Below are 14,483 nucleotides of genomic sequence, written 5' to 3'. Positions count from 1 at the left end.
GCTGGGTTGCGGTCGCGGGAGTCTTGGCGGCAGGGACGCTGCCATGAAGCCTAGAGGGAAGTATTCACGGCGCCCCCCGCGACCACAACCTAGCCCGAAGCATGAGCAGGAACCGGAACCGCCCCCCCTCCGACACGCAATCATTAAGCACCCCCGGCTCAAGTCGCATCCCTCAACCGCGGATCAAAGGCGTCCCGCACCACATCGGCGAGCAGATTGGCCGCCAGCACCAGGGTGAACATAAAGAGAAAGGCCGCCGCCAGGGACCACCAGACGATGGGATCGCGCGCCAGTTCCAGGCGGGCGCTATTGATCATATTGCCCCAGCTGTTCATGGTTGGATCCACTCCAATATTGACGTATGACAGCACCGCCTCGGCCAGCACCAGGCCACTGAAATCCAGCACCAGGGCAATCATCACGATGTGCAGCACATTCGGCAGGATATGGCGCGCCAGGATGCGCGAATGGCGCACCCCGAGCGCGGTGGCCGCCTGCACGTAGTCAACCTCGCGCAGCTTGAGTGACTCACCACGCAACAGCCGGCACAGACCGGTCCAGCTGGTCACCCCCAGAATCAGGCACAAAAACAACAGGCGCAGGTCGGCACGCTCCACCAGACTGTTGAAGTCATCGCCATGGTTGGTCATATAGACCTGCAACATCAAAATGGCGGCGGCAATCAGGAGCACGCCGGGGATGGAGTTAAGCGTGGTGTAGAGGTACTGGATGATGTCGTCGGTCAGGCCACGAAAGTAGCCAGCCATGATGCCCAGGATCACCGCCGCCGGCAGCATCACCAGGGTGGTCAGGGTGCCAATCACCAGTCCGGTGCGAATGCTCTTGAGGCTTTGGAAAAACACATCCTCGCCGACCTTGTCGGTGCCCAGGATGTGATATTTCAGCGCCAGCTCCCCGGCGATGAAGCTCAGGATGAGCATCACCAACAGGGTCCAACAAGCCACCCGCCAAGGCGCCTGTTGCGGCGCCCGCCACAGGGACCGCATCAGTGCATCCAGGGGCTTGCGTGCACGCCAAGACAGACCGCCCAACACAACCAAGAGGATGGCCGTCCAAACGGCTAGCGCCTTGACCAACCCAAGCAGGCTGGAGACCAGAATATCCCAGCCGCGCTCGCGCGCCGGGTCATCGAGATGAGCGCCGCCGTACTTGAGCCGCGGGTAGACGCGCTCCAGGCTGCCATCCGGTTGCTCCATGGGCTCCTTGATGAACAAATGGGTGGCGAAGGGCGCGGAGAAGGTTTTCTCATCGCGCTCGCGCAACGGCGTGAGCCAGAGATCAAGCAGCGACAGGATTTGGGTCGAGTGCGCCGGCGTTGGCGCGTCGGTCGCGGATTGGTCCCCGCCAGTCGCCAGTCGCGGGTGAAAATGCATGGAGTCGAGCAGCCCGATGGCGACATAAAAACCCAGCACCACCAGCGCCGCCGCCGCCACCCGCGAGCGTCCAACCTGACGCCAGGGTTCGGCCAGATGTGGATGGCGCGCGGCATACAAGCCAAAGCCCAGCGCCACCGCGATCAGCAAAAAAATCAGCCCATCAGTGACAAGGATTACCGGCACCGCGCACCTCCCGCGACCCAGACAGCGCGCGCGCGACAGCCTCTGACCACTGACCTCTGACCTCTGACCAATGGCTTCACGACAGCCGCACCCGCGGATCAACCAGGGTGTAAGAGATGTCAGTCATGATCAGCCCCAGGATGTAGAGCACCGAGCCGAGAAACACCATGGAGCGCACAATGGCGAAGTCCTGGCGACTGATGGCATCGATGGTGTAGCTGCCCAGACCCGGCACGCCAAAGAAGGACTCGGTGATCAGTGCCCCCATGAACAACAAGGGCAACACCGCCACCACCCCGGTCAGAATAGGAATGAGCGCATTGCGCAGCACATGGCGAAAGAGCACCACCCGCTCGGCCAATCCCTTGGCGCGCGCGGTGCGCACATAGTCGCGGTTGATTTCCTCGAGGAAAAAGGTCCGATACAGGCGGGTACCGCTGCCAATGCCGGCGATGACGCTGACGATGACTGGCAGGATCAGGAATTTGAACGCATCAAGGCCGGTGTCATAGCCCGAGATGGGCACCAGATGCAGCAGCTTCCCGATCAGAAACTGCCCACCGATGATGTAGAACAGGCTGGAAATGGACATCATGGCCACCAGCAACACCACGCTACCGACGTCGATATAGGTGGCACGGAAGAAGACAATCATCAGCGCATAGCTGATGTTGATTGCCAGCCCCACCATCAGCACGGGCACCGCGATGGCCAGACTTGGCCACATGCGCTGGGCGATGTCGTTGCCAATATCACGCCCGCTGTCGGAAGCACCAAAATCAAACACGAACAGCTTGAGTGATTTTTGGAAAAAGATCGTCTGGGTCAATATCCCCAAGCCCCCGGCCGCGGCATTGACAAAGAGCGGCTGGTCATAGCCGTGCTCGGCCTTCCAGTTGTCGATGGCTTCCTGGGTCACGCGCTTGTCCCCAAGCTGCATGCGCGCCATGTCATCGGGCGAGTTGACCACGAAAAAGAGCGCGAAGGTGAGCAGGTTCACCCCAATTAGAATAGGCAGCGCATAGGCCAGCCGGCGCAGGATATAGGCCATCATCGCGCGCGACTCCGTTCACGCTTGCGTGCCATCCGCCAGGCCGGCAGGGCGCCCAGCATCAAGATCAGGGCCAACAGGCCGAGCGGCCAGAGAATGGGCGGATTCCAAGCTCGGCGCTGCTCGGCGCGCAGTTCGGGTTCCAGACGACGATATTTCAGGGTGTTGTTCGCCATCAGGTTCGGCTTCACGTTCCCAAGCCACTGGTGATACAGGCTATAGTCCTTGGGGAAGAAGCCAAAGGCCACGGGCCCGTCGCGGCGCAGGAGATCGGTCATTTCATTGATCAGTGCCTGGCGTTCGGGGGTGTCGTCCATCACCCGCATTTGCTCGAACAACTGGTCGAACTCGGGGTTCTGGTAGTTAAAGGCATTCTCCCCGCCCTTGATCTTGGCGTTAGGGCCATAAAGCAAAAAAAACAGATTTTCCGGATCAGGGTAGTCGGCATTCCAACCCCACATGAACATCTGCCCGGTGCCCTCGCGCATTTTGTCCTGAAAGCGATTGTAGTCAGTGGCGCGCACCACCAGCTCAATACCGAGTTTGGCGAACTGTTTGCGCATCCAGTTCAGCCGCGCCTTGCCATCGGGGCCGGCATCCATGGCCTCGTAATACAGCGTGAGCGGGCGACCGCTGCGCGGATCGCGCCCATCCGGGTAGCCGGCCTCGGCGAGCAGGGCGCGCGCCTCGCTGATCGGCTTGCGCAGCGCGCGACCATCTTGCCAGTCAAAGATATAAGGATTGAGCCCGGCACGCCCGTCATGGTGGCCAAAGATGCCGGGCGGCAGCATGCCCTGGGCCTCAATACCGCGACCATTGGCGAAAATGGAAATGTACTCGCCGAAGTCCACCGCGATGCTAATGGCCCGGCGCAGCAGGCGCGCGCGCTCAGTGTCGCCACCCAGGACAGGGTCGAGCATGTTAAAGCCCAGGTACCAGATACTGGTATTGACGGCCGTCGCCAGCCGGATGCCCTTCTCGCGCATGCCGGGGGTCAGCTCGGCATCGCCATCGGCGCCGAACGCAATCGCCTGATCGAAAGCATCCGAGGCAATGCCCGAGCTGTCGTAGTAACCCTGCAGAAACTTGTTCCAATAGGGGATGCTTTCTTTTTCCAGGGCGTAGATGACCTCATCGACCAGCGGCAAGGGTTGACCGGCGTCCTGCAGCAGACCTGCCTGCAAGTCTTCCGGCATACCCTCGCTGGGGTAGGTCTCCCCGTGAAAATGCGGATTACGCCTGAGCACCATGCGCAGATTGGGGTTATTCTCGCTCAGCATGAAAGCACCGCTGCCAAGCGGATACCAGTCCAGAGTGATATTACGCTCGGCCAGTCCGGGCTGGGCGTAAAAGGCCTCGGCCTCCCAGGGCATGGGGCTGAAAAACAGCATTGCCAGCCAATACTGAAACTGCGGATAACGTCCCCGGACGCGGATGCGATAGCGATGGCGGTCGATGACCTCGGCCCCGGCGAAGGGGATAGCGCGCAGATCGAGAAAGGGCTGCTCGCCTTTGCCTGCCGCCGCGGCCAGCTCGGCCCGGCGTTCGCTCAGGCGCTCACTGAGTTCGCTAAAATCCAGGATGTGCTTGCCCATCAGTCCGGCGATGGGCGAATGCAGCCAGGGCGCGGCCAGACGCTTGATCTGATACACATAGTCCTCGGCCGTCAGCTCACGGGTACCAGTCTGGGGGAAATCGCCCAGATCCTCGATGCCGCGCAAATCCGCGGGTTCGAGACGATGATAGAGATACCCCTCCCCAGCCGGGGCATCCGCGGCGCGCGCCAGCGCCGGGTGCGGCTGATACTGAATGCCGGGGCGGATGCGGATCAGGTACTCGCTAACGGCGATTTCCGCGGCCGGCGCCGAGTCCGGCAGCGGCTGCCCCTCGGCATCGAAATAGCGCACCTCGGGCATGGACTGGGCCGTGAGCGGCACCAGGGTATAAGGCCGTTTGAGAAAATGGTATTGCAGGGGTGGCTCGTAAATTTGCCCGATGAAGGCATACTCGTTGCTGCTGTAAGAGCGCACTGGGTCGAGATGCTTGGGCTGCTCGGAGAATGCGCTGTAGACAATGTTCGCGCGTGCATCACTGGCTGGATAGGGGTTGTTCCAGGCGTTGTTGCCGCAACCGCCCAACACCGGCACCAAAAACAGCACCGGCACCACCAGCAGCAGCACAGACACCGGGAACCACGGCAGTGAGGACCGCACGGGCGGCACGGCCAGAACAGGGCGAGCCGGGCCTTTTAACTGGAGCGCACTTTGGTTAATGTGACGAGTTGCTTTCACGCGCACAATGATCGCACCCCAGACGCCAGCTGACCAGTGCCGGACAGGATGCGGAGAGGATTAACTGGCAGCGTCGCCCGGGGCCAAAGCACACAACAGCACAGCCACTCAACAGCAGAGATTAGGAAACCATGGGATTTTTAGCAGACAAGCGCTTTTTGATCACCGGCGTCGCCAGCAACCGCTCCATTGCCTGGGGCGTGGCCCAGGCAATGCACCGCGAGGGCGCGCGACTGGCCTTCAGCTACCAGGGCGAGAAGCTGCGCGGACGCGTCGAGGACCTGGCCGCCAAGTGTGATTCTTCCATCGTGCTGCCGCTCGATGTCGCCAGCGATACCGAAATCGACACCTGCTTCGAGCAGCTCGCGGGCCATTGGGATGGCCTGGACGGCATTGTGCATTCCATCGCTTTCGCACCCAAGGAGGAACTCGAAGGCAGCTATATCGACGCCGTCACCCGCTCGGGCTTTAACACCGCCCATGAAATCAGCGCCTACAGCCTGGCCGCGCTGGCCAAGGCCGGCCGGGCGCTGATGGCCGGGCGCAATGGCGCATTGGTCACCATGAGCTACCTGGGCGCGGTGCGCGCGGTGCCGAATTACAACGTGATGGGAGTGGCCAAGGCCAGCCTGGAGGCCAATGTGCGCTATCTGGCGGCCTCTCTTGGCCCAGAAGGCACCAGGGTCAATGCCGTCTCCGCCGGACCGATTCGCACCCTGGCGGCGGCTGGCATCGCGGATTTTCGCTCCATGCTCAAGCAGGTGGAGGAACGCACTCCGCTGAGGCGCAACGTCACCATTGATGAAGTCGGCAACGCGGCGGCTTTTCTGTGCTCCGATCTGGCATCGGGGATCACGGGGGATGTGCTTTACGTCGATACCGGGTATCACATCCTGGGGCTTGGATGACGCCATTAGGCCCTTGTTTCCAGGCTGTCGAGCCTGGAAACATCGCCTGGGATACTCCGCATTCCAAGCGCCTGACTGCCACTATTCCTCTGAGTCTGACCCCAGCGCCTTGCGTTCGATCTTGGCGCCAGCCTCCAAACCCGCCACCAAGTGACTGAAATCCGAACGCCCCAAACTCTGCGCGAGCACTCGCGCCTCGGCCGCGCGAGTGCCAGGCTCCAGGTCATCCATGTCGCCATCACGCACCTCTGATACGACAATCACAAAGGCATCCCCCTCGCCATCGCTGGTCGTCCCGACACTGAAACGCCCGGCGGCGGGACGTGGCAGAACAAAGGCCTCGCGCACCACGGCAGCCGGGAGCTTGCCCGACTGACGCTCAATCATACCGGGATCCTCCAGTTTGTAGGCGTCACCGGCAACCGCGGACAGGGTTTCTCCCTGCTTCACACGCGCGGCCAGCCTCTCGGCCGCCTCACGCGCGGACGCCGCGGCCTTGCGCGAGCTAAGTAATTCGACAATCTCCTCGCGGACCTCATCGAAGGGGCGGAGGGCCTCCGGGCGATGCTCTTCGACCCGCAACACCAGGGCTTCCATGCGTTGCGGATCAGGCTCGATCAGTTCGCTATTGTTACCCATCTCAAGCACTTCGGCGCTGAAGGCAGCGTTGACAACCTTAGGGCTCGCCAGATGTCCACTGCCGCCATCGCGGTCGATCCAGTCACTGGTCTGTATTTCCAGCCCCAACTCCTCGGCGGCCGGCAACAGACTGTCGGGGACCTCGTAGGTCAGTGTGGCGAGTCGCTCGGCATAATCATAAAAAGCACCCTCGGCGGAGCGACTCCGCAGCTCCTTGCGCAACTCATCGGCGACTGCCTCGAAGGGCGGCACCACGCTTGGCTCGACAGCCGTCACCTCAAGCAGGTGATATCCGAAGCGGCTGCGCACCGGTTCGCTCACTTCGCCAGGGCTAAGGCTGAAAGCAGCCTGTTCGAGAACGGGATCGAGCGTGCCGCGCTCAATCTCACCGAGATCGCCGCCGGCTTCGGCCGAGACGGGATCATCCGATTCCTCACCTGCGACACTGGCGAATGCCTCACCGGCTAGAAGCCGTTCGCGCAAGGCCGTGATGTGCGTACGCGCGGCTTCAATACTGGCGTCATCGGCTGTGGTCGGCACCGCGATCAAAATATGGCGCAACGCCCGCCTTTCAGGCGTCTTGAGCGTCCCGATACGCTCTTCGTATAACGCCCGGACATCGGCCTGGCTGACTGGTTGCTCGGCGCCAAGGTGATCGGTGGACAAGAGGATATAGCTTAACCTGACCTCTTCCCGCGACTTGAAGCGCCCCGGATTGTCGTCATAAAAGGCGCGCAACTCCTGGTCATCTGGTGCTTGCTCAGGCGCGAAATCCACCCTAGGAAGCTGGATGTAATGGAGTTCGCGCTGCTGACGGATCAGGCGAATGCTGTGATCAACCTCGCTTTGGGGAGCAAAGGCCGTGTTCTGCACCGCGCGCTCAAGCTGGGTTTCGAGCAGCTGCAGTCGCAGACCCTCTTCAAAAGCGGCGGGCGTCAGCCCTTGGTATTGCAGCACCTGTGCGTAGGTCGCCTTATCGAAGCGGCCGTCTTTCTGAAAGGCCGGTTCTTGGGCAATGGCCGAGCGCAGCACCACATCGGCAACGCGCAACCCCAAGGCCCGCGATGCATCAAGCACCACCTGCGCCTGTATCATCTGCTCGAGCACCCGCTCGCGCAGGCCCGCACCTTCAAACAGGGCCGGGTCGTAGGCCTCGCCCAAGCGCTCGCGCATGTCAATGCGCGTGCGTTGAAGATTTTGTGTCAGCTGACGTTCAAAAATATCAGTGCCATTCACCGACGCCACCGCCGGCTCGGCGCCTACGCCCAGATAAGACTGAATACCCCACAGAGCAAAGGGAATGCTGATTAGGATCACTATGGCCCAGGCGACCCAGCCCTGCGCGCGTTCACGAATCTCGAGAAGCATGGCGTGATGATTGGCTCTTGCGATGCGCTGAAAGCTCAGCGCGGAAGACAAAACTGGCCGAAACGGCGATGACCAGGCACTGGTTTAACGGCCAATTACCGGGCCACAACAAACAGCAGGCAGCAATCAAGCTGCAGTTGTCAGCTGAACTGCCAGCGTCCCGACCAATTCAACGAAGTAAGACTGTTATGTCACGGGAAACTCCTGAAACTGAAACAAAAACGGGGTACCCAACTGGATACCCCGCAGATTTTCGCGTCCAGCGGATCATTTGTGTTGATCCGCTGAGGCGGCTTTGTTGGCGGAGTGGACGGGACTCGAACCCGCGACCCCCGGCGTGACAGGCCGGTATTCTAACCGACTGAACTACCACTCCTAAAATCGTTAACGAAGCACTTGATTGTTCACTTAGCCGCTCTTGCCAAAACTTGCGGCTGCCGACACTCGCGGCTTCGATTTAATTTGCTTCTAGCTGTTATTTGGGTAGCTGTTATTTGGGTAGCAGCCATTTTGGTAGCAGCTAATTTGGGCCTAGGGTCAAGGCTTTCAATCGTGTAACACCATCTTTGGCGTTTGGTACGACTAAAATCACATTGGTGGGTGCTGCAGGGATCGAACCTGCGACCCTCGCCTTGTAAGGGCGATGCTCTCCCAGCTGAGCTAAGCACCCTCTTTACAAGAGACCCTACACCAAGTGCATGGCTACTTGGCCGCCAGATAAAAAATTGAGCTTGAGCCGATACCTAAGCATTAATCTCGCGGATCAGCTCAATCTTGAAGCGGGTTATTTTATCGCATCCTTGAGCGCTTTACCAGCCTTGAATGACGGAGATTTTGAGGCAGCAATCTGAATGGTGGCTCCGGTTTGGGGATTGCGCCCAGTTCTAGCTGCGCGCTCCTTCACCGTGAAATTTCCGAAGCCAATGATGGAGACGGTGTCGCCTTCCTTCAGAGCATTCGCGATGGCGTCGATGAATCCGTCCAACGCCTTGGCGGCTGCTGTTTTTGGGATATCCGCCGCCTCGGCCATGGTATCGACTAGTTCAGATTTGTTCATGCTTCCCCCGCTTGCTGTAGTCGTTTCTTTAACGCCTTCTTGCCATTGCTCGGCTACCGGCCTGGTCGTCCGCTCAGTGGGTCCACGCCAGTTCGTCAAGCGACCAATGCGTCAAGATGGCCAGTTGAACAGGAACGCCCCACGGGTAGTCCTGCTGACGTGGGCGATTGTTGTAGAGATGACCGCAACCTGTCAAGCCGCGCACTCAAGAGAAATAACAGTGCAACAAAGCTCGAAGTGTGACATCAGCCTGCCAAGCTATGCGAAGGCGCGCGGGAAAAGCCGGCCAGTGCTGCACAAAGAATGAACAATTTGAATCATTTCCGTTACCACGGAGCATCGCCTGAACCGGCGATGCAACGCTCTATTATACACAAATTGACAAAGAAACGACTTAATCAGCCAAGGCCTTTGCGCAACAAATAGCTGCGACCAAACACACAACAAGATCTCCGCCCGGCGGATCACCGCGACGAATTTGAACAGGCGCAAGAACCCCGCGCATTTGTCTCCTAGCAGACAGCCATCAGGCCGGACTCAGTGATGCGTACGCGCACCCTCTGGTTGACGCGGCTTTGTCTCGGATTCAGGCGGCCCGATGATTTCAGCCTCGGCATCATCATCGGCGCGCAGAGTCGGACGAGGCACTACGGTCAATGCATGTTCAAATACCTCGTCAATCCAGCGGATTGGACGAATGTCCAGGTGCTGTTTGATGTTCTTGGGAATCTCAACCAGATCGCGCTCGTTTTCGTGCGGGATCAGCACCATTTCGATGCCGCCGCGATGCGCCGCCAGAAGCTTTTCCTTGAGCCCTCCGATCGGCAAGACCTCGCCGCGCAGAGTGATCTCGCCCGTCATGGCCACCGATGACCGCACTGGAACCTTAGTCAAGGCGGACACCATGGCCGTGCACATGGCCACGCCCGCACTGGGACCATCCTTGGGCGTGGCACCCTCGGGCACATGAATGTGCAAATCAAATTTTTGGTGGAAATCGCTATCGATCCCAAGGGATTCAGCACGACTGCGCACCACTGTGAGCGCCGCCTGGATGGACTCCTGCATCACATCACCGAGCTGACCGGTATAGGTGAACTTGCCCTTGCCGGGCACCAGCGCGGACTCAATGCGCAGCAGCTCACCACCCACTTCCGTCCACGCCAGACCCGTTACCTGTCCGATACGATCATGCTCGTCAGCGCGACCAAAGCGGAAACGCTGAACACCCAGATACTTTTCCAAGCTTTTGGGCGTGATCACGATGGCCGAGTCCCGCTTCTTTAGCAAGACTTCCTTCACCACCTTGCGGCAAATCTTTGATACCTCGCGCTCAAGGTTCCGCACTCCAGCCTCGCGAGTGTAGTAACGCACTGTATCTCGCAGGGAGGCTTCACGAATGGACAGTTCACCGCGTTTGACCCCATTGTGTTTCATCTGTTTTGGGAGTAAATAGCGCTCGGCGATATTGACCTTTTCGTCCTCGGTATAACCCGAGAGCCGGATCACCTCCATGCGATCAAGCAGCGCCGGCGGAATGTTCAGCGTATTGGCCGTGGCGACAAACATCACTTCCGACAGATCGAAATCGACCTCCAGGTAATGATCGTTGAAGGTATGGTTTTGCTCGGGATCCAGCACTTCAAGCAGCGCCGAGGCCGGGTCGCCCCGAAAATCCATGGCCATCTTGTCGATCTCATCGAGCAGGAAGAAGGCATTGCGCGATCCCGCCTTGGCCAGGTTCTGGATGATTTTGCCCGGTAAGGCGCCGATATAGGTGCGTCTGTGGCCGCGAATTTCAGCCTCATCACGCACCCCACCCAAGGACATGCGCACGAACTTGCGGTTGGTGGCACGCGCGATCGATTGTCCCAGAGATGTCTTGCCCACCCCAGGCGGCCCGACCAGGCACAGAATTGGCCCCTTAAGCTTGCGCACACGCTGCTGTACCGCAAGATATTCAAGAATGCGCTCCTTGACTTTTTCCAGCCCGAAATGATCGGCATCTAGCACCGATTCCGCGACGCGAATGTCGTTTCGGATTCGAGAGCGCTTCTTCCAGGGCACCGACACCAGGGTGTCGATGTAATTGCGAACGACTGTCGCCTCGGCCGACATGGGCGACATGAGCTTGAGCTTGTTAAGCTCGCCCACGGCTTTCTCATGCACATCCTTGGGCATGCCCGCCTCGTTGATGCGCCTGCCAAGATCCTCGAGTTCGTTGGGTGCGTCTTCAAGCTCACCCAACTCCTTCTGAATGGCCTTCATTTGCTCATTCAGATAGTACTCGCGCTGATTTTTTTCCATCTGCTTTTTAACACGCCCGCGAATCCGCTTTTCCATCTGCAGATTGTCGTTTTCAGACTCCATCAGCCCCATCAGGTGCTCAAGGCGCTCTTGGATATCAACAATTTCAAGCACGCGCTGCTTTTCATCCAATTTGAGCGCCATGTGCGCCGCCATGGTATCGGCCAGGCGACCAGGCTCGTCAATGCTCGCGAGTGATGTCAGCACCTCCGGCGGAACCTTCTTGTTGAGCTTGACATACTGGTCGAACAAGGAGACCGAGGAGCGCATCAGCACCTCCTGCTCGCGCTCGTCAGCCTTGAGTTGCTCGCGCAATGGCAAGGCCATGGCGCCAAAGTAATCCGTGGTGCTAATGAACTTGGTCGCCTCGGCGCGATGATTACCCTCGACCAGCACCTTGACGGTCCCATCGGGTAATTTCAGCAACTGTAGGATGTTGGCCAGGGTACCGATGCGGTACAGATCCTTGATATCTGGATCATCGACATCCGCATGCTTTTGTGCCAGCAGCAGAATCTGCTTGTCGCTGGTCATGGCCGCATCGAGCGCGATAATGGATTTTTCGCGCCCAACGAAGAGTGGAATCACCATATGTGGGTAGACAACCACATCCCGCAGAGGCAGCACGGCAACATCCTGCGGCACCTGGGTGACATATCTTTCCGGGGAGGGGGTCTTCGCCATCAGAGATTCTCGCGGTTATTTGCCCCGCGACTCACGCTTAGGCGCGCCGTCGGGCAAGTGAGTAGAGACTGGGAGACAATGATGGATATCTGGCATCCATATCTGGCAATCCACTTGGCGGGATATCAGGGCAGGCGCGCCCGGCTTCAACGAGCGGACAGGGCTTTGCACATGCGGCACGCCGATCTCTTGCCGGACCGACGACAACCAGCAGTTTGTCGCGGCTGCGTGACTGATCGACGGATCAACCCTCACGCGGACTCATCCGCCATCACCTTTGGTTCGCCGCCTTCATAGAGAATGAACGGCGGGTTTTCGCCAAGAATGACCGAGCGATCAACGGTGATCTTGCTAACATTGTCCATTGACGGCAGGTCATACATGGTATCGAGCAGTGTCTGCTCCATGATGGTCCGCAACCCGCGTGCCCCGGTTTTTCGCTCCATCGCCTTGATGGCAATGGTGCGCAGAGCGTCCTCGCGCAGCTCAAGATCAACACCTTCCATCTCGAACAGGCGCTTGTATTGCCGGTAAAGGGAATGCTTGGGCTCGGTCAGGATACGCACCAGCGCATCTTCATCAAGTTCCTCAAGCGTGGCCATCACCGGCAGGCGCCCGACGAACTCCGGAATCAGGCCGTAGCGAATCAAATCCTCGGGCTCCACGGCGCTCAGAAGCTCGGTCATCTGCTTGTCATCGTCCTGGCTGTGAACCTCGGCCGAGAAACCGATGCCCCCTTTCTTGGAACGCGTGCGGATGATGCGGTCGAGACCGGCAAAGGCCCCTCCCACGATAAACAGAATACTTGAGGTATCCACCTGCAGGAACTCCTGCTGCGGATGCTTACGCCCGCCTTGGGGGGGCACCGAGGCGATAGTTCCCTCGATCAGCTTCAACAGTGCCTGCTGCACACCTTCACCAGACACATCGCGAGTGATGGAAGGGTTGTCCGCCTTACGCGAAATTTTGTCGATTTCATCGATGTAGACGATGCCGGTTTGCGCTTTTTCGACATCGTAGTCGCACTTCTGCAGCAACTTCTGGATGATGTTCTCGACGTCCTCGCCAACATAACCGGCCTCGGTCAGAGTGGTGGCGTCGGCGATGGTGAAGGGGACATTGAGCAGCCGGGCGAGGGTTTCAGCCAGCAGGGTCTTGCCAGAGCCGGTGGGACCAATGAGCAGTATATTGCTCTTGGCGATCTCGACCTCGTCCTTGCCGCCGGAGAGTTCCATGCGCTTGTAGTGATTGTAAACAGCCACCGAAAGCACCTTTTTGGCGTGCTCCTGGCCAATGACGTATTGATCGAGGCTGTCGTTGATCTCGCGCGGCTTTGGCAGCTTGCTGGTCGCCTCATCCGCCGTCTCCTGCATTTCCTCGCGGATGATGTCGTTGCACAGATCAACGCACTCATCGCAGATAAACACCGAGGGGCCGGCAATCAGCTTGCGGACCTCGTGTTGACTCTTACCGCAGAAAGAGCAGTAGAGAAGTTTCCCGTCGTCGTGCTTGCCGTGGCTGTTTCCGCTCATAATTTCCAAACACCGTCTCTAACCAATAGGGCTGGCCAATAGGGCTGGGGCCAATGGGACTGGGGTCGTTGGGGCTTGGAGCCTTACCTGTTGAACTGTCCCACGACCTTGAAGCCGGCGCCGGACGCGCACCGCGCGCGAACCGGCGGATACCTGCCGTTCAGTGACTGATCCCCATCATAGCGACCTTCCGCCCGATAACCAAGGCGGTCAGGACTGGCATCGAATTGAAAGGCTTGGGCGAACATCCCCGGGACAGGGTCGACAAGAACTGTCGTTACCATCCATCTTGCCCTGCAAATCAGGATCTTGTTGACTCAGGATTTTACTGGCATCTCGCGTTTATCGATAACTTTGTCGATCAGACCATAGTCCACCGCCTCGTCGCCGCCGAGAAAGCGATCACGTTCGGTATCATCGGCGATTTTCTCAATCGGCTGTCCAGTATGGTGCGAGAAGATGCGATTGAGTTGCTCGCGAATTTTGAGGATCTCGCGTGCGTGGATGTCGATATCACTGGCCTGCCCCTGAAAGCCTCCCAGTGGCTGATGAATCATCATGCGCGAATGAGGCAAGCAAAAGCGCTTGCCCGCGGTTCCACCGGCAAGCAGCAATGCGCCCATGCTGGCGGCCTGTCCCACGCACATGGTACTGACATCCGGGCGGATGAAACACATGGTGTCGTAAATGGCCAGCCCCGCGGTCACTGACCCGCCAGGCGAGTTGATATAGAAGTGGATATCTTTGTCCGGATTCTCGGACTCAAGAAACAGCATCTGCGCAACCACCAGATTAGCCGTGTGATCATCCACAGGCCCAACCAGAAAGATGACCCGCTCCTTGAGCAGACGGGAGAAGATATCAAAGGAGCGCTCGCCGCGCGCCGTCTGCTCGACAACGATAGGCACCAAGCCAAGTCCCTGGGGATCCCAGGCCCTGCTTGCGTTCCCGCCGTTGACCCCGTTGTTGGTCCCACCGTGAATCAGGCTGCGTTCCATCTTGTACTCTCTCCCGCGAAGGTAAATGGCAATGTCAATCTGGATGAAAAAACCGAGTGGACCACCCT

The 14,483-nt window shown here is 59.0% G+C and carries 9 protein-coding genes and 2 tRNA genes; 1 reads left to right on the top strand and 10 read right to left on the bottom strand.

Features of this window, described 5'->3' with window-relative positions; genetic code table 11:
* Positions 1 to 158: 158 nt before the first annotated feature.
* The 3 genes from Thiowin_RS02820 to Thiowin_RS02810 form a co-directional block, all read right to left on the bottom strand.
* Positions 159 to 1,580 (bottom strand): ABC transporter permease, encoded by a 1,422-nt coding sequence (locus tag Thiowin_RS02820; RefSeq protein WP_328986230.1) that lies wholly within the window; start codon positions 1,578 to 1,580, stop codon positions 159 to 161.
* Between the two features lie 76 nt (positions 1,581 to 1,656).
* The gene (locus Thiowin_RS02815) at positions 1,657 to 2,634 is read right to left on the bottom strand and encodes an ABC transporter permease (RefSeq protein ID WP_328986229.1); all 978 of its coding nucleotides are present in this window, start codon (positions 2,632 to 2,634) and stop codon (positions 1,657 to 1,659) included.
* Positions 2,631 to 4,817 carry an ABC transporter substrate-binding protein gene (locus Thiowin_RS02810; RefSeq protein ID WP_328986228.1) on the bottom strand — a complete coding sequence of 729 codons (2,187 nt, stop codon included), beginning with the start codon at positions 4,815 to 4,817 and terminating at the stop codon, positions 2,631 to 2,633. The genes Thiowin_RS02815 and Thiowin_RS02810 overlap by 4 nt, the downstream gene beginning before the upstream one ends.
* Positions 4,818 to 5,053: 236 nt before the next feature.
* Here Thiowin_RS02810 and Thiowin_RS02805 point away from each other — a divergent pair, with 236 nt between their 5' ends.
* On the top strand, positions 5,054 to 5,830 hold the full coding sequence (locus Thiowin_RS02805) for an enoyl-ACP reductase FabI (RefSeq protein WP_328986227.1): 777 nt from the start codon (positions 5,054 to 5,056) through the stop codon (positions 5,828 to 5,830).
* A gap of 81 nt (positions 5,831 to 5,911) precedes the next feature.
* Here Thiowin_RS02805 and Thiowin_RS02800 read toward each other — a convergent pair whose 3' ends face one another.
* From Thiowin_RS02800 to clpP, 7 genes are all read right to left on the bottom strand, one after another.
* Positions 5,912 to 7,837 carry a SurA N-terminal domain-containing protein gene (locus Thiowin_RS02800; protein WP_328986226.1) on the bottom strand — a complete coding sequence of 642 codons (1,926 nt, stop codon included), beginning with the start codon at positions 7,835 to 7,837 and terminating at the stop codon, positions 5,912 to 5,914.
* Positions 7,838 to 8,136: 299 nt separating this feature from the next.
* Positions 8,137 to 8,213, bottom strand: a tRNA-Asp gene (locus Thiowin_RS02795).
* A 218-nt stretch (positions 8,214 to 8,431) separates the two neighbouring features.
* A tRNA-Val gene (locus tag Thiowin_RS02790) sits at positions 8,432 to 8,507 on the bottom strand.
* Positions 8,508 to 8,621: 114 nt separating this feature from the next.
* Positions 8,622 to 8,894, bottom strand: a complete 273-nt coding sequence (locus Thiowin_RS02785) for an HU family DNA-binding protein (RefSeq protein ID WP_328986225.1) — start codon at positions 8,892 to 8,894, stop codon at positions 8,622 to 8,624.
* Between the two features lie 537 nt (positions 8,895 to 9,431).
* A complete protein-coding gene (gene lon, locus Thiowin_RS02780; protein ID WP_328986224.1) occupies positions 9,432 to 11,885 on the bottom strand; it encodes an endopeptidase La in 2,454 nt (817 codons plus the stop codon).
* 251 nt (positions 11,886 to 12,136) lie between these two features.
* Complete coding sequence (gene clpX / locus Thiowin_RS02775) at positions 12,137 to 13,417, bottom strand: ATP-dependent Clp protease ATP-binding subunit ClpX (RefSeq protein ID WP_328986223.1); 1,281 nt, start codon at positions 13,415 to 13,417, stop codon at positions 12,137 to 12,139.
* A gap of 317 nt (positions 13,418 to 13,734) precedes the next feature.
* Positions 13,735 to 14,415 carry an ATP-dependent Clp endopeptidase proteolytic subunit ClpP gene (gene clpP, locus Thiowin_RS02770; protein WP_328986222.1) on the bottom strand — a complete coding sequence of 227 codons (681 nt, stop codon included), beginning with the start codon at positions 14,413 to 14,415 and terminating at the stop codon, positions 13,735 to 13,737.
* Positions 14,416 to 14,483 lie beyond the last annotated feature (68 nt).

The organism is Thiorhodovibrio winogradskyi, assembly GCF_036208045.1.
Taxonomy (GTDB): Bacteria; Pseudomonadota; Gammaproteobacteria; order Chromatiales; family Chromatiaceae; genus Thiorhodovibrio; species Thiorhodovibrio winogradskyi.
The sequence above is the reverse complement of the archived record's forward strand: the minus strand, read 5'-3'. Positions and strand labels throughout refer to the sequence as shown.

Excerpts from the sequence above, each read along its gene's own strand:
- Thiowin_RS02815 (WP_328986229.1), bottom strand. The coding sequence starts at position 2,634 with ATGATGGCCTATATCCTGCGCCGGCTGGCCTATGCGCTGCCTATTCTA.
- clpX (WP_328986223.1), bottom strand. The coding sequence starts at position 13,417 with ATGAGCGGAAACAGCCACGGCAAGCACGACGACGGGAAACTTCTCTAC.
- Thiowin_RS02785 (WP_328986225.1), bottom strand. The coding sequence starts at position 8,894 with ATGAACAAATCTGAACTAGTCGATACCATGGCCGAGGCGGCGGATATC.
- Thiowin_RS02805 (WP_328986227.1), top strand. The coding sequence starts at position 5,054 with ATGGGATTTTTAGCAGACAAGCGCTTTTTGATCACCGGCGTCGCCAGC.
- lon (WP_328986224.1), bottom strand. The coding sequence starts at position 11,885 with ATGGCGAAGACCCCCTCCCCGGAAAGATATGTCACCCAGGTGCCGCAG.
- Thiowin_RS02800 (WP_328986226.1), bottom strand. The coding sequence starts at position 7,837 with ATGCTTCTCGAGATTCGTGAACGCGCGCAGGGCTGGGTCGCCTGGGCC.
- clpP (WP_328986222.1), bottom strand. The coding sequence starts at position 14,415 with ATGGAACGCAGCCTGATTCACGGTGGGACCAACAACGGGGTCAACGGC.